The organism is Cytobacillus oceanisediminis 2691 (assembly GCF_000294775.2).
Classification (GTDB): Bacteria; Bacillota; Bacilli; order Bacillales; family Cytobacillaceae; genus Cytobacillus; species Cytobacillus pseudoceanisediminis.
Genome location: NZ_CP015506.1, coordinates 561,795 through 582,677 on the forward strand (window position 1 = coordinate 561,795; position 20,883 = coordinate 582,677).

A 20,883-nucleotide genomic window follows, 5' to 3' on the forward strand; every position below is an offset into this window, starting at 1 on the left:
TGAGCAGGGATGGTATGTATGAAAAAGGAGCGGCAATAAGTTGGGCATCAGTCAAATGTTTGCAAGAAAAGTAATAGCTGCATCGATTTCAGGGTCACTGTTCGCGGTTGTGTTAGGTCTGATTGTAACGGATCCGTTTGTTGGAGAAGCTGGTTCGGCTGGTGAATACTTTCGGGGAGCTATTATATCCATTCCCTTCTATCTTTTATACAGCTTCCCGGTCATTTTGATTTATGGCACATTAACTTCTGCCGTTAGTGACTTATTAGCCTTTTTTATTTCGAACCATACAAACAGGAAACTGGAATTATATATTTCATTAATCCTGCACTTGCTTTTTGGGTCAATTCTGTATGGAGTAAGTTTAGCAGCGGCTGTGTTATTTTTTATAACGGATTATATTTTGCGCCGCAAACAATTCGGCAGCTGGAGAAATGCTTTGAAATCTTTAGGATTGCCTGTTTTGGTTTGGATTGTCTTTATGGGTGGCGTGTATGTTATGGATGCTTCCTTACTGAAATAGTAAGAATAATGGATTGTTTTGATAAGTAGTTCTTCGAGAAAAAGGCGGCTATTTTTATTCGATCTGGGGTTACGTTCCATTTTTATTAATACCATTCAGTAAAGAGGCGGAAAAATGAACCTAATCCTTTTTGCTATTATCCACATTGTAATTGGGTGTATATTCATTTATACATACGGTAAATTGCCAAAAGCGATGTCCACATTTGCATTCGTTTTTCTTACTATGAGTTTTCTTTATTGGGGAGCAATGTTAATCAATTTTGCTAGTTAGTCAGCTGCCAGAAGGGCGGCTTTTTATTATTGGAACGATGGATGCAAAGGGGGATTTGATGAAGAAGACAAATGCGAAAAAGTATTTTAAGAGAATGTTATTTATATTATTGGTGTCAGCTTTTGTTTATAGCATTTATATAAATCTCGGATACAGGCACTTTATAAAACAAAGCCAGGAAAGGAAGTATGCACATTTGAGGTCCATAGCTGCAGTAGGCGATAATTCGGCTCACTGGCTTGAGGAATTTGTTCAGATACCTATTGAGAAAGAGGATGAATGGAAAGACGAGTTATATAATTCATGGAGAGTTGTGAACGGAGAGAGCAGAAGTATCAATTCCTATTTGTCTGCCATGTCTGTTTTTGATATGGGAGAGGATGCACCTGATTGGAACTTGCTTCAATATAGCTTATTTCGTGTTGATGGGTTTATAAATGGCATGACGGATAAGTTTCTTGAAAATCAATCATATCGTATGAGTAAGGAAGAAACAGAAAGAATAGAAGCGGTTATTACAGTTTATAGCAGTGTTAGCGAAGAACTGGAAAAGGAATCTGTCAATGTAGAAAGACTCCTGGAATCTATAAAGGAACCGATGCTGGTAATAGATGATTATTATGCGGATGCCCTTGAGAAAGTGGATAGTAACTAAGAGCTTTCTTTTGGGATTTACATACACTAAAGGAAGGCAAATTATCCCCCACTAAACGTGGGGGTATGGTCACCTATAAACACTTTCACATGTATTAGCTTGGGGTTCATAATAGCAATGCTGTTTGAATTGTCCTGAAAAAGGCTGATCGTACCATGTTGGCGGACATGGAGCATATGGATTGAAATACCAGAGAGCAAACTTGGAAGGATGCTGCCTCCAATAGTCTAAGGTTTGTTTAGCCAATCGTTTCTCTACACCTCTGGCCCTGTTGTAAAAAACATTTCCTTTCTGTACGGCTTCAAAAGAGTAATTTCCTCCCTGCACTTGAAATATGACTTGAGGTATTGTCCGGAGACCTACAAAATCGAGGCAATCAGCCGCTCTTCGATTGACTATAACATTTCCGACCATAAGCATCCCAAGTTTTCCTTCACCTTCGGCTTCTGCCCTCATCATCCTTGCCATTAAAGCCACGTCACTGTCGGTATATTGTACTCTTGGCACTTTTTATCACCTCTAAAAGAATTGTATTAAGAAATCCTGTAAACATGCTAACGGGTTCAAAGGAAGAAATATTAATTGGGGGTGCAAACCGCATTGCGTGTTCAGCACCCCTTATTACGGATATATAAACAGTTAGTGTGGCTTAACTGCTTCGAGCTCTATTTAAATAAGCTACCTAATTTATATGCTGCCTCCGTTTGAAATATGCAAAAAAAGGGGGTTTAATGAAACCTTTTCTATGGAAATTCGTACCATTACTTATGAGGGGTGGGTATCTTGAAAACTCAAAATGATAAAAGTGCAGTAAGCCTGAAAAAATTTTTATATGGTATAGGCCTATTTATTTTCGGGGGATTGGCTTTAACAAATGTGACGGCGCCGCTGCCTTTAAAGGAATCAACCAAAGAATTTCTTTTGTTTATTTTTGGGTGTGTACTAATCTATTATTTTTTAGTAAGTGTCTACTTCATAGGCGGATTATGGAGGAAAGTTTTTTATGCGATTTTAATTTTGCTATGCGGGTTTAGTATATTAATGGTTTTTTATTTGATAACACATTCAATACCTCACTAATATTTAGAAAGGTGGAGATAAATTGAGCAGATCAATAAAAATCAGCTGTTTTGTATTTTTGCTGTTTTTGATGACTGGCTGCAGCCACTCTGATTCAGATCCGGTTACTTCCGAAAAAGCAGTTTCAACTGAAGAGAGTAATCTAAAAAACTTTAAAACAGACGATGGAAAAATAGAAATTGTTACTTTTAATAAAGGAAATTTTTCCGAAGATGCATTAAAAGCAATTAAGGAAGAAACCCTCGATTACTACAATCATCTGCAAAAGAAAAATATTTCAATTCTCTCCCCATCTAAAATATATTTACATCTATATAAAGAGGAAAAGGTAAGTTATTCAAGCGGGAATACTATACACCTTTATTGGGTGAAAGATGGAGATTATCCTCTCGTTCACGAACTTACTCATGTATTATTTGGCCATAATCATGACCATGTTACACAAGAAGGTCTGGCGATTTTTATGCAGGATTCCTATTCGGACGAAAAAGTATTTCCTAATTATAAGGGAGATATCCATGGCATCATGAACTATTTAATGATGCAAGAAGTTATGCTGCCTCTGCAGAAGGATGAAATTTTTTCATATTTAAACCCAAATAAAGACTCTCATTCTTTAAGGTGGCTGGCTTATATTGAATCTGCTTCATTTTCGAGCTTCCTTATTCATGAATATGGTATTGAAAGTTTCCTTAAAATCTATAGTAAGCCGAATTTAACCAACGAAATACATACTGTATACGGGAAAAAATTAGAACTGCTCGAGGATGAGTGGAAAGAGTTTGTTCAAGAGAAACCCGTACTAAATGAAGAATTAATTCACCGCAATGACTCTCAGCTTCCTGAGATTATTAATCACTTAGAACTGAATAAAAGTGAGTTATTAAAACCTTTATAATTTGAGAAGGGGACAGGAATACTGCCCCAATTTTCAATAGGGATGAGGAACCTGTCCCTCTGCTCCGCAATACTCTTTAATCAGCCTGGCTGCTTTCGTTTGGCTGATGCCAAGGTCGTTTGCCACTTTTCTGGAGGATTTATGGGTCTGATACGATCTTCTTACCAGAATCCTTTTGGTTTCATCCAGAGCTTTGTCCAGGCTAGTGGAATGAGATGGGTATACTGCTTGATGAGTATTTTCCTTGATCATGTCAGGGAGATCAGAGACCTGAATAATGGAATTGCTGATAATGACTAATCTTTCAATCAGGTTTTCGAGCTGGCGCACATTTCCCGGCCAGGAATAGTGAGTAAGAACATTAAGGCACTCTTCAGAAATGACTTTATTCTCTTTATATTTTTGGTTAAATTTATTCAGGAAATTATAGGTGAGCGGAATGATATCTTCCCTTCTTTCCCGCAATGGCGGCAGATGAATATCAATTACATTTAAACGATAAAATAAGTCTTCTCTAAATGATTTGTTTTCAATCATAGTGGTCAGATTCTGATTAGTTGCCGCTATGATGCGGACATCCACTTTCTTTATTTCGCTGCTTCCGACAGGGATGAACTGTTTCTCCTGTATGAGCTGAAGCAGTTTTGCCTGTACGGAAAGGGGCATTTCTCCGATTTCGTCCAGGAAGAGGGTGCCGCCGTCCGCTGCTTCAATTAATCCTTGTTTTCCTAATTTATTTGCCCCGGTGAAGGCGCCTTTTGAATAGCCAAATAGTTCGGACTCCAATAGTTCTTCCGGAATGGCAGCGCAATTGATGGCAAGAAATGGCCCTTTATTCCGGTTGCTGACTTTGTGAATATATTGAGAAAAGGCACCCTTTCCGGTTCCGGATTCTCCCAGAATAAGAATATTTGAATCTGTTGGAGCTACTTTTTTACAAAACTCCAATATTTCTTTAATCTCTCCGCTGTTGGTTACAATTGTTATTTCCTTTTCTTCATGCTGAGTCGATTTTGACTCGATTTTATCCTCCCTTGCATTCACCATATTAATTTTTTGTATTTCCGTAGAGGTGATGACAACCAGTTCAATTTCGTATTTGTTATTTAAGATCGGGATGGCCGTAGTCATGAGCTCTGCCCCGATATATGTCTGCTGTCTTAAGTAGCACGGCTCTTTCCGCCGATATACCTCAGGAACAATAGAAGGCTTCCAGTAGCCCTTTTCAAAAAGTTCCACATTGTACTTTCCAATTACATCCCTTGGCTTAAGTCCATAGTGCCTCTCACATACTTTATTCACATATAGAATCCGCATTTCACCATCTAAAACGAAGATTTCATCAGAAGAATAATCAAGAATTTTTAACAGGGTTTCCAATGTCATTTCTACATTGCCTGTATTTGTTGGCATTTTCATTCGGTGAAGCCCTCCTGAGTCATTTTTGATTCAAGAATACCAGATATTGAGTATATTTTAACTCAATATCTGGTATTTTTCAGTAAATTTTCAATTGTTTGTTTAATTATTAAGGGTTTTCACTATTGGCACAGTACTTGCATTAAAAAGGTGTATAGAACATATAAAGGAGGTTCAGGAATGGGCAATTATCCAGATGCTTTCGATATCACCATTATAGGCGGAGGCCCAGTTGGTCTTTTTACAGCTTTTTACACTGGTATGCGCCAGGCTTCGGTGAAAATTATTGAGAGTCTTCCGCAGCTGGGCGGACAATTATCAGCACTATATCCGGAAAAATATATTTATGACATAGCTGGTTTTCCTAAGATAAGAGCTCAGGAACTGATAGATAATTTGATAAAGCAAATGAATCAATTTAATCCATCTGTCTGCTTAGGGGAATCAGTGGAAGGCATCGTCCGCCTGTCTGATCAATCATTTGCGATTCACACGAATAAAGGGACCCATTATACGAAGGCAGTGATTATTACGGCAGGGAACGGTGCTTTCCAGCCAAGGAAATTAAATATCGGCAGCGAGGACAAATTTGAAAATAAAAATCTTCATTATTTTGTCCAAGACTTAAATCAGTTTGCCGGCAAAAAGGTTGTGATCTTTGGTGGAGGGGATTCAGCGGTTGAATGGGCTCTGATGCTTGAGCCGATTGCCGGCAAGGTAACGCTCATTCATAGGAGAGATAAGTTCCGGGCGCATGAGCATAGTGTGGAACGATTGAGACATTCCAGTGTGGAAATGCTGACACCTTATATTCCAGTGGAGCTGGCAGGTGCAGAAGAAATTGAATACGTAATGGTAGAAAACACGGCTAGCGGGGAGACAATGCTCATCCCGGCAGATGATGTACTAGTGAATTTTGGATTTGTATCTTCATTAGGCCCCATTAAAGAGTGGGGGTTGGAAATAGAGAAAAATGCGATCCTGGTAAACTCCAAAATGGAAACGAATATTCCAGGAATCTATGCGGCAGGTGACATCTGTACCTATGAAGGCAAAGTAAAGCTTATAGCCAGCGGATTTGGGGAAGCGCCGGCAGCTGTCAGCAATGCAAAGGTTTATATTGATCCAGGTTCAAAGGTCCAGCCGCTCCATAGTACAAGCATTATGGCAGATAAGGAAAAAACCGGTTCAGCAATCTAAAGGAAAAATTCATTTAAGAAGGAGACAAATCATGACTGCTTACAATAAAGTGCAAAATGCAACAAATCGTACATTTGAAAGAACCTTAACCTATGACAAATACACAGATCCCAAAGTTCTGGAAAAAGAGATGGACCTTGTGTTTTCAAGGTCCTGGCAGCTCGTAGGACATGTTAGTCAGGTGGAAAAGGCTGGAGATTTCTTTACTGCAGAAGTGGCCGGCGAGCCTATTATCGTAAACCGCGGTAAAGATGAAGTAGTCCGTGCCTTTTACAATGTTTGTCCACATCGGGCAACAAAGCTTGAAAAAAATGCAGCCGGGAATAAAAAGATTCTCCAATGTTCTTATCATGGATGGACATTTAAGCTTGATGGCCAGCTGAATAAAGCGCCTAACTTTAGAGGGGAAGACGAGGCTTGTGTAAAGGATGCCTGTCTGCGTTCGGTGCGGATGGAAATTTTGGAATCACTTATCTTTGTAAATTTGGATGACAATGCAAAGCCATTAAGTGAGTCATATGGAGATTTCTTTGAAAGGTTGAGCAAGAATTCCTTTTTAAGCGAACTAAAAAGAACCAGCCAAAAAACACGTACATTCAAAGCGAACTGGAAGGCTTTTATGGATAACTACCTGGAGTGTGACCACTGCCATGTTGCACATCCAAGCTTCGTTGCTGCACTTGATATGAATGATTATCAGATTATTACGTGTGAGAATTATTCCATGCAAGGGACAATTGTTAAGCCAGATAAAAAATATGGAACAGTTGATTTAAATGATGCCGAAATGCAAGGCGGCCAATTCTACTGGCTATGGCCAAATCTGATGCTGACCATTTATCCGGGGCCAGGCAATATGGCGACCATTCAAATTATTCCGATTGATCATGAAACATCCATGGCTGTCTACACCTATTATTTCCGTGATGAGAACCTGTCCCAGGCGGAAAAGGATTTAATGACGTTTGCGGAGCAAGTCCGCTCGGAAGATATTGAATTGGTAGAATTGGAACAAATTGGTTTTTGCTCCCGAGCTTTCAGCAAAGGCAGATATTCATCCTCAGAAAAAGCAATTGTTCAATTTCATGAAATGGTATTGGAGGCCCTAAATGAGTAAAATAACCGGAGTTCAGCCAGCAAAAAAGTATTTAATGATTAATGGAAAAAAAGTAGAAACAGATCGATACGCATCTCTTTTTTCACCTTATTCCGGGGAAGAAATTGCCCAAATCGCGATGGCGAATAAAGAACAGACTGAAATGGCCATTGAAGCTGCTTACGAATCCAGGCATTTGATGGCAAAAATGCCAGCTTACAAGAGAGCTGAGATTTTAGAAAAAGTCGTTTCGCTTTTGATTGAAAAAGCGGATCAGGCTGCAGAGATCATTACCCGAGAGTCGTCCAAACCTATTATGTTCTCAAAAGCGGAAGTTGCCAGAACGGTCGAAACGTATAAATTTTCGGCTGAGGAAGCTAAGCGCATTCATGGGGAAACGATTCCTTTTGATGCTGCTTCAGGCGGGGTTGGCCGTATTGGATATACATTGAGAGAGCCGATTGGGGTCATAGGAGCCATAACTCCTTTTAATTTCCCTATGAATCTTGTAGCTCATAAGGTAGGACCGGCAATTGCCGCAGGGAATACAGTTGTCTTGAAGCCAGCCTCGCAGACACCGCTCTCGGCACTGTTTATAGCCGAATTATTTGAAGAGGCAGGCCTGCCGCCGGGTGTGTTAAACGTTATAACCGGTCCTGGAAGTGTAGTAGGGGAAGAAATTGTCAGAAATGACCTGGTCAGCATGGTCACCTTTACAGGAAGTCCGGAAGTTGGGATTGGGATACGCAGCAGAGCAGGCTTAAAGAAAACAACATTGGAGCTGGGATCGAATTCAGCCTTAATCATTGATAAAGATACAGATGTCGATCAGATTATTGACCGCTGCATAATGGGGGCTTTTTCGAATCAGGGTCAGGTTTGTATTTCGCTTCAGCGCATCTATGCACATGAAGAGGTATATGAAGAATTCACAGAAAAATTTATTCAGGCAGCAAAGCAGCTGAAAGTTGGCGATCCGCTTGCACCGGATACGTATATTTCTTCTCTAATTTCAAAAGGAGAGGCTGATAGAGTACTAGGATGGATTGAGGAAACAAAAAGCACGAATGCATCTATTGCAGCCGGAGGAAGCCTTCGAAATGGGGTGCTTGAGCCTACGATTATTATCAATGCGGAGCATGATTTAAAGGTATCCTGCCAGGAAGCCTTTGCTCCCGTTGTCGTCGTAAACAAATTCAGTTCCATTGAGGATGCCATAAAGCATGTCAACAACTCGCGGTTTGGCCTGCAGGCGGGAATATACACAAATAATGTGAAGCATGCCCTCTTTGCTTCGCAGGAACTTCATGTTGGCGGAGTTATAATCAATGATGTTCCAACCTACCGTGTTGACCAGATGCCGTATGGCGGTGTAAAGGAAAGCGGCACCGGACGGGAAGGCATCAAATATGCAGTTGAAGAAATGACCGAGATGAAATTAATTGTCTGGAATAATAACTAAAGGTAAAGGGAGATTTTTGTGAAAATTTATAAAGTTGCGGTTATAGCAGGTGATGGAATTGGACCTGAAGTGATTGGCGAAGGAATCAAAGTACTAAATAAAGTGGCGGCGATGGATTCAGGTTTCCGCTTTAATTTTACTTATTTCCCTTGGGGCTGTGAATTTTATGCGAAACACGGAAAGATGATGGATGAAAATGGCATTGAAGAATTAAAGAAGTTTGATGCCATTTATTTGGGGGCAGTCGGGTTTCCCGGCGTCCCTGACCATATCTCTTTATGGGATCTGCTTTTAAGAATCCGCAAAGAATTTGATCAATATGTGAATATCCGGCCTGTTCATTTACTGAAAGGGGCAAAAACTTCCTTAGTGGATGTAAAACGGGAAGACATAAATATGCTTTTTATCCGTGAGAATACCGAAGGAGAGTATGCGGGTGCTGGTGAATGGCTGCTTAAGGGGCAGCAAAATGAAGTTGTCCTGCAAAACAGTGTGTTTTCCCGAAAAGGAACGGAAAGAATCATCCGGTATGCGTTTGAAGCAGCTCGTAAGGAAGGAAGGTCTCTCACAAGCATATCAAAGGCGAACGCATTAAATTATTCAATGGTTTTCTGGGATCAGGTTTTTGAAGAAATAAGCTCTGAATACCCTGATGTGGAAACAGCCTCCTACCTTGTAGATGCCGCTGCCATGCTGATGGTTAAGGATCCAAAGAGGTTTGAAGTGGTCGTCACTTCCAATTTATTTGGCGATATATTAACAGACCTGGGTGCTGCTATTGCAGGAGGAATAGGGCTTGCCGCTGGTGCCAACATTAATCCTGAAAGAAAGTATCCTTCCATGTTTGAACCTATTCATGGCTCTGCTCCTGATATTGCAGGTAAGGGGATTGCCAATCCGCTTGCTTCCATTTGGTCAGCCAGTCAGATGCTTGACTTTTTTGGTTATGAGGAATATGGAAAACAAGTGCTTGGAGCCATTGAGGATTTGCTGATCGAGGATGAGACACTTACACCGGATATGGGAGGAACCGCATCTACCGCGGAAGTGGGTAATCGGATTATTGACATCATGGAGACCCGGCTTGTATCTGGTAAACTAAATGTTTAAAAGTCAGCGGATATCATAGGAAGAATTGATTCTTCCTATGGTATAGGTTGATTTTTCTTCCATTTCTTTTATACTAAACTTTTATTAGCGGCGGTCGTTATAAACCTGTTTCCACTTTTTAGAAGGGAAGAATACTGATGCACCGCAAAGTCTGATAAATAGATAAAGTGACCGTTACGGGTCAGGGAATCTGCTGACGATCAAAATAATTGTGAAGGTGAAAAGGAAGAGTACTATTTTTTATGCGCTAGTCCGATTTCCCCTTTTCTCTCATTTATTTTTTGGAATAACAGGAAACCGCTTACATTTAAAATACTGAAAATTCAATATTCTGGAAAGAGGAGTGTTGGCATGAACGGTAAAAAAACTGTCTTTTTTTCCTCGTTAGCCATAAGTTTGGTTTTAATAAGTATAGGGGTCTTTGCCCCAAAGCAAATGGAAACCTTTTCAAATCATTCACTGGAATTTATCTATAATAACCTGGGCTGGTTTATTCTGGGCAGTGTCTTTTTCTTCTTTGCTTTTTGTATGTATATTGGGCTTTCAAGATTCGGGAAAATCAGGCTGGGGGACGATCATGATCGGCCAGAATACAAAACAGCTACATGGGTAGGGATGCTGTTCAGTGCCTCTATTGGGATAAGTCTTGTATTTTGGGGTGTGGCAGAACCAGTTTCATACTATATTGATCCTCCCTTTGGGAAAGGATCTTCAGAAGAATCCGCAAAGCTGGCAATGCAATTTGTTTACCTGCATTGGGGGGTCTCTGCATGGGCGTGTTATGCAGTTGTAGGAGTCTCCTTAGCATTTTTCCAATTCCGCAAAAAGCTGCCGGCCTCACTGAGTTCTGTTTTTTATCCATTAATAGGAGACAAAATTAGGGGCCCTTTTGGCAAACTGATTGATGTCGTTGTCATTCTTTCCATTGTCATTGGCATAGCCACATCGCTGGGATTTGGAACGCTTCAAGTGAATAGCGGTATGAATTATCTGTGGGGTCTTCCGGTAAGCTTTTATACCCAAGTTGCTATTATTCTCGTTGTAAGTTTTATTTATGTCGGTTCCACTGTTTCAGGCCTTCAGGGAGCGATGAAGCATTTGTCCAACCTTAATATGCTGCTGGCATTTGCACTATTGGCATTCGTATTGTTTCTTGGACCAACCCAATCCATCTTAAAGATCTTTTTTCAAGGGATAGGGGATTACGCCCAGAATTTCATTGGGATGTCGTTTAGGACTGAGCCCTATAGTGATGGAACCTGGATTGCAAGCTGGACACTGTTTTATTTTGGCTGGTGGATCGCCTGGGCTCCGCTTGTCGGCAGTTTCGTAGCCAGAATTTCAAAGGGCAGAACCATCAAAGAGTTTATGATCGGGGCCATCTTTATCCCTGTTGCAGGAGCATTCTTCTGGTTTGCCGTGATGGGCGGATCGGCCATTGATCTCATTCAGAACATGGGCGAAACAGCGATTGCAACGGCGGTTTCCACCGATGTAACCTCTGCCTTATTTAAGTTTTTTGATTATTTTCCAATGAGTGTCTTTTTAAGTATTTTAGCTATGGTACTTGTACTTGTTTTCTTTATAACCTCTGCGAATTCTGCTGTTTTTGTATTAGGGATGATCAGTGAAAATGGAAACCCTAATCCATCTCACTCAACAAAAGTCATATGGGGGATTGTAATTGCTGGGGTCTCTGCTGTATTAATTATGACAGGAGGCCTATCCGGCTTACAGTCAGCCCTGGTTGCCACATCCATCCCGTTAGCCATTCTCATGCTTTTCATGTGTTACTCCACTTATAAGGGCTTAAAAGATGAGCTAAAAGCGATGAGTGAAAGCCGGAATCAAGATGAGCCTATCGTTAAAAGTATAAGAAAGAAAGCCGTTGCCAAAAAGGCATAAGCGGGGACAATGGGACAGGTACACTGTCCCTAATTACTCAAAAGATTAGAAGGAATCATAGTGCCTGCTCCCTATAAAGGGGCAGGCACTGCTTTTTATCTCTCCTTAACCGGCTCACTTATAAATACTGGTGCAGGAATCCCCATTGTTGTTTTTCCAGTCCTGGTTTTAAGTGCAGAGAATAAGAAACACCCCGCAATGACAATGATGCTTCCGACCGCTTGTATCCAGTTCAAGACCTCTCCTAAGAAGATAAAAGCTAAGATGGCTGTGAAAATGGGATTAAAGTTTAGGAACAGGCCGGAAGTGCTTGGTCCCAGCTGGTTGACCCCGATGTTCCAGAGTACCATGCATAGGACTGTTGAAATCAGACCCGTATACAGAATGGATAAAAGAAAGGAAGCACTGACATCTGTAACGGTGAAACCAGCAGTGTTGAACGGCAAAAGCACGAGAAGGCCAAATATGCCTGAGTATAAGATGGACATCATAGGTGTAACGAAAGACATGGCCCATTTGCTGCAGACCGAATAGATTCCCCACATGCCCACCGCGGCCATCATATAAAGGTCCCCATTATTAAACTGAAGAGAGACCAGCAACTCCAGGCTACCTTTTGAAAGGACCAGCAGTACGCCAAACAATGAAATGAACATGGACATGAGCTGCAGTATGTTTATTTTTTCTTTTAGAAAAATGAAAGAGAAGGCAGCAATGGAAAACATATTTAATGTAGAGATTAAGCCAACGCTGGTGGCCGATGTTTTTTCCAGTGCCATGAATTGCAGGGCCTGGAACAAAGCTACTCCCGTGATGCCCATTAGCAGTAATGGCAGGATTGCATTTTTCGGCGGCAGCAGCCGTTTCTCTTTATGCCAGACAAGAGGAACGAGACAGATAATGGCGATGGCCCATCTTAAAATGGTTAAGGTAATAGGAGATGCATGATCCACAAGCGTCTTTCCTACAATGAAATTTCCGCCCCAGAGAAGACTTGTTAAAAGAAGGAGAAGATAATAGTTCACATCATTAAGCTCCTTTTCAGAGCCATTGTGCACAATGACATTATTTATATGAATGATTTTAACATTTATTTAAAAAAACAAAAGATAATTTTGTATAATGAAATTAATTCAAAATAATTAAAAGTATATGAGATTATAATTGTAGAATATTCAGTTTGAGTGTGTGATTTGATCCGTATTTTGAATAATTGAAAAGGGCTGATGGATAGTGGAATCAATTGTAAGCAAGGTATTAGATCACCTGGATATAAAAATCCTGGATTTGCTTCAAAAGGATGCTCGGATTAGCAATCTGGAACTGTCGAAAAAGGTGAATCTTTCTGCTCCAGCTGTACATGCAAGGATTAAGCGTTTGGAAGCGGAAGGGTATATCCAGAAGCATGTGGCTATTTTAAGCCATGAGAAGCTGGGCTTTGATTTATTATGCTTCGTGTTCATGAGCACCAATATGCACCAGGCTGAAAAACTGGAATCTCTTGAAAAAACGCTGGAATCAATGAAGGAAGTTTTAGAATGTCATTGTTTAACAGGGGAGTATGATTATCTGCTGAAAGTAGCCTGCAAGGATCGCAAGGGGCTGGAGATGTTTATCAGGAAGCTGAATGAATTGGGAATTACGAAGATTCAGACCAGCCTGGCATTGAGGGAGATTAAGGATTCGACGGTGCTGCCAATACAGGATTAGAGTCTTTAACGAATGCCTTGAAACCTTTTCCAATAATGATCGTAGAAAGCAGGAACAAAGGTCAGGAGGGATTAGTTTGACAAAAAAGCTCGAGCAGCTCGAAACACGTTATTATGTGCTTTTTGGCGCTGTAATTGGTTCTGTGATCGGATTAGTGGCTTATGTGAAAGATTGGATCTAATCGATGAAAATTATTGATACAAATTCCGTTTTTTATGTGCAGCTATCAGGCTTCACCAGATTGCTTAAGAAATTACCATGATAAATATCCTGAAGTATTTAAGGAGTATTTTGCCTATCATTGTAAGAACAACGAAGAAAGACATTTGCAATCGATTGCAAAGTATTCGCTGACTGCCATTGATGACGTACATGCAAAGATTATTCCTGTAATCGAAGATGTGGCTGGTAGGTATTCAGCCGTATATCAAGTTTCATTTCCAATTGAGGTGAATTTGATCGTGGGCGGCTTTGGTTCAAATGCCTTTACACATCGGATGATCATCCCCAATATTACCTTTGCTTTAGAAAAGCTGTCACCGGGAACCGATCATCTAAAAGCTATAGTGGCGCATGAATTTGGACATGCCTGCCACAATATCATTTCAAATAATAGGGATATAGTTTGGTCAAATATAAGGTGGGAAAACCCTCTTACTTGGCTTTATCAGGAAGGAGCGGCTACCCACTTTTCCAGAATGACAGAGCCTGGTTTAAACACGTCTGTCTATTTTTCCTTCGATGATGGAGGGGACGAGTGGCTGGAATTCGCAATATCCAATCAGCATGATATCAAGCTGGAATTTGCTGAAGATTATGTATCTAAAACAGCGGATGCGATATTTCTTGAATGGTTTTCCATCCGTGGCGGTGAAAGATTTGGATATAGCCGATTGGGATATTTTTTGGGGGATATGTTTTTCCAAAGCCTTGTTGAACGGATGGAAGAAAGACATGCCATCACTGCATGGAAAAGACCTGACTTTATTGACTCTGCTGAAGTTTGGCTCGATGGAAAGGGGATTGTGACATGATGAGGTGGAAGAATGAATGATCATAAAGATAAACCTAATGCAGGGTATACACTGTTTAAACCAACAGGTGTACGCCATGAATTTCCTCTTGTCGACTTGGTGAAACAACAAGTGACGGGAACTGTTCTTTACAAGGATAAAATATATATGACTGTTGTTGTTGACGTAAAGGCAGATACAGTACAAGTTCAAGGAGACACTGCTGATTTAGGGGATTTAGCCATTAGCAGAGAGTCTTACATTGATATGTTCAAAGATCAGGCGAAGTTTTTCATTGATAACCATATTTCTAATCCGCAGGCTTATTATGATGAATTAATTAATAATCCTTCCGAGTGATGACGGGCAGCTGAGTGGCTATTCTGTACATGGGGACTTCCTGGGGATGTGTTTAAAACACACATAATTAGGAAAAATACATAAAAGAACATGTGCAGGGGAGGAAGCAAAAATGCCTTATGATAAACTAAGCGATCTGCCTGATTCCGTCAAAGATAATCTTCCGCATCACGCACAGGAGATCTTTAAGGAAGCGTTTAATTCTGCAAGCGAAGAATATGACGAGGAAGAAACGGCCTTTAAGGTTGCCTGGAGTGCAGTGAAGAAGAAATATGAGAAGAATGATGATGATAAATGGGTGAAGAAGGAAGAGTAAATATGCTTTTACAGTAAAAGGTGTCCCGTTCCAGGACACCTTTTGTTATTCATCATCAACCGCTTCATTTTCCACATATCTCTTCAAGTTCTGATATTGCTCTTCAAACACAAATTTAGCCGTCCATCCTAATAGTCTGGTTGTCAGTTTATAGAAGAAGTTGCTTGGTACAAGGCTTGCTTCCACGATCAGGCGCGTGCCGTTGTGTTCTCTTGATAAGAGATACTTTGAAATGCTTAAGCCTTCTTTGGAATGAGAGTGCATAACAACTTTATGGGGAGCTTTATATTCAATTAATTCGGAATCGATTTTGATGATTTTTTTATCAAGTTTCTGAACGGTGACAAACTTAGTGCCAGGCACTGGGACTGGTTTATTTTCCTCATTGTCATATATGTTTTCGATCAGCATGGTATTCCAGAGCTTTATTTTTTCATCATCATCGACGTACTTAAAAACCAAATCTATTGGGGCATGAATTACATCTTCATACCTGTAAACCAGCATTTCTTTCATTTTAAAGTCCTCTTTCTTTCTATTTATTCAAAGGCATCTTAATAGTTTTTTCGGCAGAACTTGCCTGTTATTAACTTTATAAATGGATCGGTTGTTTTGTTTTAATTTTCTGAAACTAAATAAACCATCATCCGTATATAAAAATAAGGGGTGATGGAAATGTCAGGATTCATTATTATTGGTTTACTTCTTATTATCATGATCGCTATTGGTGATTCCAGACCATCGAATCGTTCTTATGGCAGCGGAAAAAATCATTCTTCCTATCACCATACAGGAGATTATAGCAGTTCGCATAATTGTGATAGTTTTGGAGGGGGCTTTGGCGGAGATGGCGGAGGCTGCGGGGGAGGCGATTAGTCATTTGTTTTTTTTACATCTGTATGCAAAATTTAAAGATTGTGTTAAATTCCATAATACAAAACCTGCCAATCTGGTCTTGTCCCTGTCAAGTAGACAACATAAAAAGCTAAGCAGTGAGCGCGTGTCGATATTCAATCGGCGCGCGTATCTTTAGTTTCTTTTGTCTTCGTTTGTAATGGTAGAGGTAATCCTCAAGAGCTTGTTCTAGTTCTTCTTCTGACTTACACTTATTTATATACAGCTTCTCGGTTTTGAGGTGTGAGAAGAACGATTCTACACTGGCATTGTCCAGGCAGTTTCCTTTTCGAGAGTGGCTGCCCTTGATGCCATAATCCTCTAATCGGCTGCTGTATAGCTTTGACGTATACTGGAAGCCTTGATCTGAATGGAGAACGGCTTCAGCTACGTCTTTTTTCTTTGTCCATTTTTCTACTGTATTTAACACAAGTTCCAGATCATTTCTCTTAGATAGCTCCCAACTTACTATTTCGTTATTAAAGAGATCCTGTATGACCGATACATAATAAAATTCTTCTCCAACAGACACATATGTTATATCCGTTACCATCTTTTGATTAGGTCCTGCAGCCCTGAAATTCCTTTTAAGGCGATTAGGGAAGAGGATAGAAGGACTACGACCGTGCCATTTTCTCTTCTTTCGGATGACTGATTGTATGTCCATTTCCATCATCAGCCTGCAGACCTTCTTGTGGTTAATTAAATACCTGTTTTCATTTAATTCATCTGTAATACGAGGCCGGCCAAATTCAGGATGCATGAAATGGATCCCCAAAATGTGCTCACGGATGACTTGTTCATCCTTAGCCTTCTCTTCCCGTTTAACATTCGTTTTTTTCCATTTGTAATAGCTAGCCGGTTTGATATAGGCAATCTCCAGCAGCCAGGAGACCGGATAGGTTCCCCTTAACTCATCAACCAGTTCATAATTTATTCTTCTGGGTATGTTTCCTCCTCCTTTACCAGATTTGGATACTGCTTTTTTAGAAATTCAACCTGTGCTTTTAAATAATCTCTTTCCTCTTCAACCGATTTAAATTTAGTCCTAGGCCTGCCTTTTAAAGGGTTAGAGACTCCTTTACGCTCATCAAATGGTACTCCATCTTTCCATTTCTTAACCCACACTTTAAGCTGGCTGCAGTGACGAATTCCCAATTCTTCTGACAACACTTTATAGCTCTTAGACCCATTCACGTATCTCATGACGGCATTATGTTTAAACTCCTCCGAATAGCTATTAAAAGTTTGTCATTTCTTTGCCATAGAAAAAATCCCCTCCAAGTAGCATTCTTTCCTCCATGGTAACATGAAGGTTTTTTTGAATGTCTACTTAAAGGGGACATTAACAAACAGGGCGGGTTTTATTTATGTACTAACTTTTTACTGATTCTTAATCTCTTCTTTAAAAACTCTTTAGAACTTCTTCCTATACTATGTTTATTGAAAGATAAGGAGGAAGTTAAATTGAAAGAAACAATGTCGATAATGTTTTCCATTCCATCATGGTATGTACTTCTGCCAGCTGCTTTACTGGGATTAATAGGGCTCTGGATCTGGATGAGGCACCGTAAGGAAAAGATAAGGCTGTTACAAATTGCCGTTCTGATTTCCTTCGGGATCTACTTGCTTTGCGTCCTGCATCTGGTCTTTTTCCCAATCGATGTGAATATAGGGATGTATGCAAATCGGACGCCCTGGTATAAGGCAATCAATTTTATTCCCATTTTGACAATCGATCTGAAAACGTTTTTGTTAAATATTATTATGCTGATTCCTTTTGGCATGTATTTACCGTTTATAATGAAGTCGAAAGACAGTTCTAAGAAAGCTGCAAAGCTTGGATTTCTGCTGAGTGCTTCCTTTGAGCTTCTGCAGCTGATCATTCGAGTGACGCTGGGAAGCGGAAGAAGCACAGATATCAATGACTTGCTTGCGAATACTCTGGGAGCAGTTATTGGATATCTGATTGTTAAGCGCATGTTTAAGGTAACTCCTTTAAATAGTATGCTCAAACAGTTTCAGCTTTAGCTGATGGGAGGAGACAGGCAATGACAAGAATCCTGATCGTTGATGATGATCGGCAAATTGCTGATTTGATAGAAGTATATCTGAAGAATGATGGCTATATCATTGATAAAGCCGGGGATGGAATGGAAGCACTTAAGAAACTGGAGCAGGATCCTCCTGACCTGATTGTTTTAGATATCATGATGCCGAAGATGGATGGACTTGAGTTTTGCAAATATGTCAGAAAAAACAATCAGGTGCCGATCCTGATGGTCAGTGCCAAGGCAGAGGATATGGACAAAATCATGGGTTTAATGACTGGTGCCGATGACTATATGATTAAGCCGTTTAATCCCCTGGAGCTGGCTGCGAGAGTAAAGGCATTGCTCCGCAGGGCAAATTATAAAACAACTGGAAAAGCTGATGATGTATTATATATCGGATCTGTCGCCATCGATAAGCGGAGCCATGGCGTTACCGCTGAGGGAAGCGAAATAAAGCTAACAGCACGGGAATTTGAGATTTTATATTTGCTGGCTAAGAATCGCGGCCGTGTGTATGCATCGGAGGAGATTTTTGAAAAGGTCTGGAATGAACCTGGTGAAGGGTCAAACAAGACTGTCATGGTTCATATCAGTAATATTCGCGAAAAGCTGGGAGCGGCGCTGCCAGGTGAATCGGTCATTCAGACCGTCTGGGGAGTGGGGTATAAAATTGAAAAATAATATTATGAATCTGCTCCGATATCTGCCTAAGTGGAAAGTCATGATGTATATCCTGCTGTCACTTTTCCTGGCGGTGGTTATGGGAGCTGTTCTCCTGCCGGCAGTATGGTTTTTAGAGGACAACTCCAGATTTTTTGAGAGCCTGTTTTTCATCCTATCCTATTTTCGTGAATTCTTCTTCCTTGTTTTCTATCTTATGGCCACCGGGTTATTTTTGCTGATATTTTATCAGTTTGAGCGGAAACGATATCTTGCACTTAATCTTATTAAAATGACAGAGGATGTTCAGCGATGGGTAAGGCAGGAGAATGCTTCAGAAGGTTTTTACGTGCAGCCGGAATTTCAGGCACTCGCAGATGGCATACAAAAGATAATTGAAAAATCGGAGGAGGCAATTAAGGAAGTCAAAAGGACAGAGCAGCTGAAAAATGAGCTTGTAACGAGTGTAGCGCACGACTTAAGGTCTCCGCTTACATCTATTATAGGATACCTGGATCTTATTAATAATGACCGGTACAGTAATGAGGTCGAGCTTCGCCACTATGTTCAAATCATTCATGCAAAGACATCAAGCTTATATGCGTTAATTAATGATATTTTTGAATTCACTTATATGCAGAACCAGCAGATCAAGCTGCATAAGGAAGCTATTAATATCGAGGAAATGCTTAATCAGATAGCCGTACAGACAAAGGTGCAATTGGAAGCAGCAGGAATGGAGTTCCGATTATTTTCATCTGTTGATGATCCTGTTGTAGAGGGGGATGGTGTAAAGCTGGCCCGTGTATTCGAAAACCTTATCCAAAATGCAATCCGATATGGAAGTGATGGCAGGTATCTGGATGCTGCGCTACATGATAGAAAAGACATGATTGAGATCGAAATTGCTAACTATGGCCAGGCCATACCTCGCATTGATCTTCCACATATCTTTGATCGCTTCTACCGCGTTGAGAAGTCACGATCCCAGTATACAGGTGGTTCGGGTTTGGGACTGGCGATTTCCAAAAGCATCGTCGATCTTCATAGCGGGTACATAGATGTGGAGAGTGCACCAGGGAAAACGGCTTTTACTATTAAGTTATTCAAGAAATATCGAAGTAAGTGAGCAGAAGTGCGTTAATCCTCGATTAACGCACTTTTTTAATGGCTGACTGCGGCCTGATCGATGAATAAGCAGGAAACCTTAAGGATACATTTTTTTACTAAGTCTTTTCCTGGGTATAGTAGAATGAGAGAAACAAAATGGAAGGAAGTATCCAAAGGAGTAACTATAAAAGGGGCAAATTAATAGTGAATAATGTCATGATAAGAAGGCCAGCTGCTGAGGATGCAAAAGATCTAAACCATTTCTTTCGAATGGTTATAACCGATACGTTTCTTAAAGAAGGCATTGGTGATTTGCTGGAAGACATGGAAGAAGAAATTATAGCCAAGAAAAACTATTTGAATATGGATATGAAAAGCGGCGGTAGAGAACGGTATTTTCTAATCGCTCTACTTGGCGATAAAATCGTTGGTTCAATAGAATACGGAGCAGCCAATGAGCTGATAATTAGAGGTTCGGATCAGGCACTTAATGGCTTTTATGAAGTGGGTACAGTCTTTGTACATCCTGATTATCAGAAAAAGGGCATAGGCAATCAATTATTAGCAGCTATGTATTTGACCTTAAGGAATAAAGGAGTAGAAGAATTCTGTTTAGATTCAGGATATAAACATTCACAAAAGATCTGGAGAAGGAAGTTTGGAGAACCGGATTATTTATTAAAGGATTATTGGGGAGAAGGGTCTCATCATATGATTTGGCGAATCAAGGTTAATTCTATTAAATAATCTTGCCTAGCTGTTTAGTTGACATCTCCTTTTGCAGGTTAATGGCTAATGTCACTCTCTCCTTAAAAAGGATGCTCTGTTAGCGATATTCCAATTTCAAAAGACCAGCCAGATATTTTCTGGCTGGTCCAGTATTGTAAATGAAGATTTAACGGAATAGAACTTCTGTAAATATAGTAATCAACCAAGTTTATTGTTAACTATTTTCATTTTAGTGGCATCCAAATTTCGCTATATGTTTTTTTAGGCACCTTAGCAACTGAACGTATTTTCAGCGTTGCCGGCAGAATGATGAAAAGGATTGAAAACGATTTCAATCCCATTGAACTGCTGCAGCTGGGAATATATGATACGGATAGAAGGTTAAAGCAGTAAAGCATCTCATCAAGATAAAGGGG

23 protein-coding genes are annotated in these 20,883 nt (G+C 40.3%); 17 read left to right on the forward strand and 6 right to left on the reverse strand.

Translation table 11 applies throughout. The annotated features are described in order from the left end of the window. Window positions 1-40 precede the first annotated feature (40 nt). The gene (locus A361_RS02990; RefSeq protein WP_019381074.1) at window positions 41-523 is read left to right on the forward strand and encodes a hypothetical protein; all 483 of its coding nucleotides are present in this window, start codon (window positions 41-43) and stop codon (window positions 521-523) included. Window positions 524-854: 331 nt separating this feature from the next. Continuing rightward, the gene (locus A361_RS02995) at window positions 855-1,451 is read left to right on the forward strand and encodes a hypothetical protein (protein ID WP_157888519.1); all 597 of its coding nucleotides are present in this window, start codon (window positions 855-857) and stop codon (window positions 1,449-1,451) included. Window positions 1,452-1,520: 69 nt separating this feature from the next. Here A361_RS02995 and A361_RS03000 read toward each other — a convergent pair whose 3' ends face one another. Then, the gene (locus tag A361_RS03000) at window positions 1,521-1,958 is read right to left on the reverse strand and encodes a cell wall hydrolase (RefSeq protein WP_009335446.1); all 438 of its coding nucleotides are present in this window, start codon (window positions 1,956-1,958) and stop codon (window positions 1,521-1,523) included. A gap of 595 nt (window positions 1,959-2,553) precedes the next feature. On the opposite strand from A361_RS03000, the gene A361_RS03010 reads away from it, so the two are divergent. After that, window positions 2,554-3,429, forward strand: a complete 876-nt coding sequence (locus A361_RS03010; protein ID WP_019381071.1) for a hypothetical protein — start codon at window positions 2,554-2,556, stop codon at window positions 3,427-3,429. A gap of 33 nt (window positions 3,430-3,462) precedes the next feature. Here A361_RS03010 and A361_RS03015 read toward each other — a convergent pair whose 3' ends face one another. Further along, entirely contained in the window at window positions 3,463-4,848 is a 1,386-nt protein-coding gene (locus A361_RS03015; protein WP_019381070.1) for a sigma-54 interaction domain-containing protein, read from the reverse strand. Window positions 4,849-5,028: 180 nt separating this feature from the next. Here A361_RS03015 and A361_RS03020 point away from each other — a divergent pair, with 180 nt between their 5' ends. The 5 genes from A361_RS03020 to A361_RS03040 all read left to right on the forward strand — a co-directional run bounded on the left by A361_RS03020 (window position 5,029) and on the right by A361_RS03040 (window position 11,621). Further along, the gene (locus tag A361_RS03020; protein WP_019381069.1) at window positions 5,029-6,048 is read left to right on the forward strand and encodes an NAD(P)/FAD-dependent oxidoreductase; all 1,020 of its coding nucleotides are present in this window, start codon (window positions 5,029-5,031) and stop codon (window positions 6,046-6,048) included. A gap of 31 nt (window positions 6,049-6,079) precedes the next feature. After that, window positions 6,080-7,165, forward strand: a complete 1,086-nt coding sequence (locus A361_RS03025) for an aromatic ring-hydroxylating oxygenase subunit alpha (protein WP_019381068.1) — start codon at window positions 6,080-6,082, stop codon at window positions 7,163-7,165. Continuing rightward, window positions 7,158-8,606, forward strand: coding sequence for an aldehyde dehydrogenase family protein (locus A361_RS03030; RefSeq protein ID WP_019381067.1), 1,449 nt, complete (start codon window positions 7,158-7,160; stop codon window positions 8,604-8,606). The genes A361_RS03025 and A361_RS03030 overlap by 8 nt, the downstream gene beginning before the upstream one ends. Before the next feature lie 18 nt (window positions 8,607-8,624). Continuing rightward, window positions 8,625-9,716, forward strand: a complete 1,092-nt coding sequence (locus tag A361_RS03035) for a tartrate dehydrogenase (protein ID WP_019381066.1) — start codon at window positions 8,625-8,627, stop codon at window positions 9,714-9,716. Between the two features lie 351 nt (window positions 9,717-10,067). Next, window positions 10,068-11,621, forward strand: coding sequence for a BCCT family transporter (locus tag A361_RS03040; protein WP_019381065.1), 1,554 nt, complete (start codon window positions 10,068-10,070; stop codon window positions 11,619-11,621). A gap of 95 nt (window positions 11,622-11,716) precedes the next feature. Here the strand turns inward: A361_RS03040 and A361_RS03045 are convergent, their stop codons facing one another. Beyond that, complete coding sequence (locus A361_RS03045) at window positions 11,717-12,646, reverse strand: DMT family transporter (RefSeq protein WP_019381064.1); 930 nt, start codon at window positions 12,644-12,646, stop codon at window positions 11,717-11,719. A 208-nt stretch (window positions 12,647-12,854) separates the two neighbouring features. Here A361_RS03045 and A361_RS03050 point away from each other — a divergent pair, with 208 nt between their 5' ends. The 4 genes from A361_RS03050 (at window position 12,855) to A361_RS03065 (ending at window position 15,020) form a co-directional block, all read left to right on the forward strand. Further along, a complete protein-coding gene (locus A361_RS03050) occupies window positions 12,855-13,331 on the forward strand; it encodes an Lrp/AsnC family transcriptional regulator (RefSeq protein ID WP_009335421.1) in 477 nt (158 codons plus the stop codon). A 215-nt stretch (window positions 13,332-13,546) separates the two neighbouring features. Next, window positions 13,547-14,365 carry a hypothetical protein gene (locus A361_RS03055; protein ID WP_033196542.1) on the forward strand — a complete coding sequence of 273 codons (819 nt, stop codon included), beginning with the start codon at window positions 13,547-13,549 and terminating at the stop codon, window positions 14,363-14,365. Window positions 14,366-14,377: 12 nt separating this feature from the next. Beyond that, window positions 14,378-14,704, forward strand: coding sequence for a hypothetical protein (locus A361_RS03060; protein ID WP_019381061.1), 327 nt, complete (start codon window positions 14,378-14,380; stop codon window positions 14,702-14,704). Between the two features lie 112 nt (window positions 14,705-14,816). After that, window positions 14,817-15,020 (forward strand): ChaB family protein, encoded by a 204-nt coding sequence (locus tag A361_RS03065; RefSeq protein ID WP_009335418.1) that lies wholly within the window; start codon window positions 14,817-14,819, stop codon window positions 15,018-15,020. Window positions 15,021-15,065: 45 nt separating this feature from the next. Here A361_RS03065 and A361_RS03070 read toward each other — a convergent pair whose 3' ends face one another. Continuing rightward, window positions 15,066-15,536, reverse strand: a complete 471-nt coding sequence (locus A361_RS03070) for an SRPBCC domain-containing protein (protein ID WP_009335417.1) — start codon at window positions 15,534-15,536, stop codon at window positions 15,066-15,068. Between the two features lie 159 nt (window positions 15,537-15,695). On the opposite strand from A361_RS03070, the gene A361_RS03075 reads away from it, so the two are divergent. Next, on the forward strand, window positions 15,696-15,896 hold the full coding sequence (locus tag A361_RS03075) for a hypothetical protein (RefSeq protein ID WP_009335416.1): 201 nt from the start codon (window positions 15,696-15,698) through the stop codon (window positions 15,894-15,896). A 109-nt stretch (window positions 15,897-16,005) separates the two neighbouring features. On the opposite strand, the gene A361_RS30680 is transcribed toward A361_RS03075, so the two are convergent. Together A361_RS30680 and A361_RS31425 are read right to left on the reverse strand one after the other, a co-directional pair. After that, window positions 16,006-16,908: an IS3 family transposase gene (locus A361_RS30680; protein WP_420480833.1), complete on the reverse strand. Its 903-nt coding sequence runs from the start codon at window positions 16,906-16,908 to the stop codon at window positions 16,006-16,008. After that, window positions 16,848-17,120 carry a hypothetical protein gene (locus A361_RS31425; RefSeq protein WP_026041584.1) on the reverse strand — a complete coding sequence of 91 codons (273 nt, stop codon included), beginning with the start codon at window positions 17,118-17,120 and terminating at the stop codon, window positions 16,848-16,850. The genes A361_RS30680 and A361_RS31425 overlap by 61 nt, the downstream gene beginning before the upstream one ends. 261 nt (window positions 17,121-17,381) lie before the next feature. Between A361_RS31425 and A361_RS03090 the strand changes: the two genes are divergently transcribed. From A361_RS03090 to A361_RS03105, 4 genes are all read left to right on the forward strand, one after another. Beyond that, window positions 17,382-17,945 (forward strand): VanZ family protein, encoded by a 564-nt coding sequence (locus A361_RS03090; protein ID WP_019380219.1) that lies wholly within the window; start codon window positions 17,382-17,384, stop codon window positions 17,943-17,945. 20 nt (window positions 17,946-17,965) lie between these two features. Beyond that, a complete protein-coding gene (locus A361_RS03095) occupies window positions 17,966-18,649 on the forward strand; it encodes a response regulator transcription factor (RefSeq protein ID WP_019380220.1) in 684 nt (227 codons plus the stop codon). After that, window positions 18,639-19,757 carry a sensor histidine kinase gene (locus A361_RS03100; RefSeq protein WP_019380221.1) on the forward strand — a complete coding sequence of 373 codons (1,119 nt, stop codon included), beginning with the start codon at window positions 18,639-18,641 and terminating at the stop codon, window positions 19,755-19,757. The genes A361_RS03095 and A361_RS03100 overlap by 11 nt, the downstream gene beginning before the upstream one ends. A gap of 185 nt (window positions 19,758-19,942) precedes the next feature. Then, window positions 19,943-20,485: a GNAT family N-acetyltransferase gene (locus tag A361_RS03105; RefSeq protein WP_026041585.1), complete on the forward strand. Its 543-nt coding sequence runs from the start codon at window positions 19,943-19,945 to the stop codon at window positions 20,483-20,485. The last annotated feature ends 398 nt before the right edge of the window (window positions 20,486-20,883 follow it).

What these genes read in the sequence shown, in the direction of transcription:
- A361_RS02995 (WP_157888519.1), top strand. Translation starts at nt 855, where the DNA reads ATGAAGAAGACAAATGCGAAAAAGTATTTTAAGAGAATGTTATTTATA.
- A361_RS03015 (WP_019381070.1), bottom strand. Translation starts at nt 4,848, where the DNA reads ATGAAAATGCCAACAAATACAGGCAATGTAGAAATGACATTGGAAACC.
- A361_RS03020 (WP_019381069.1), top strand. Translation starts at nt 5,029, where the DNA reads ATGGGCAATTATCCAGATGCTTTCGATATCACCATTATAGGCGGAGGC.
- A361_RS03025 (WP_019381068.1), top strand. Translation starts at nt 6,080, where the DNA reads ATGACTGCTTACAATAAAGTGCAAAATGCAACAAATCGTACATTTGAA.
- A361_RS03030 (WP_019381067.1), top strand. Translation starts at nt 7,158, where the DNA reads ATGAGTAAAATAACCGGAGTTCAGCCAGCAAAAAAGTATTTAATGATT.
- A361_RS03040 (WP_019381065.1), top strand. Translation starts at nt 10,068, where the DNA reads ATGAACGGTAAAAAAACTGTCTTTTTTTCCTCGTTAGCCATAAGTTTG.
- A361_RS03055 (WP_033196542.1), top strand. Translation starts at nt 13,547, where the DNA reads ATGTGCAGCTATCAGGCTTCACCAGATTGCTTAAGAAATTACCATGAT.
- A361_RS03060 (WP_019381061.1), top strand. Translation starts at nt 14,378, where the DNA reads ATGAATGATCATAAAGATAAACCTAATGCAGGGTATACACTGTTTAAA.
- A361_RS03065 (WP_009335418.1), top strand. Translation starts at nt 14,817, where the DNA reads ATGCCTTATGATAAACTAAGCGATCTGCCTGATTCCGTCAAAGATAAT.
- A361_RS03070 (WP_009335417.1), bottom strand. Translation starts at nt 15,536, where the DNA reads ATGAAAGAAATGCTGGTTTACAGGTATGAAGATGTAATTCATGCCCCA.
- A361_RS03075 (WP_009335416.1), top strand. Translation starts at nt 15,696, where the DNA reads ATGTCAGGATTCATTATTATTGGTTTACTTCTTATTATCATGATCGCT.
- A361_RS31425 (WP_026041584.1), bottom strand. Translation starts at nt 17,120, where the DNA reads ATGAGATACGTGAATGGGTCTAAGAGCTATAAAGTGTTGTCAGAAGAA.
- A361_RS03095 (WP_019380220.1), top strand. Translation starts at nt 17,966, where the DNA reads ATGACAAGAATCCTGATCGTTGATGATGATCGGCAAATTGCTGATTTG.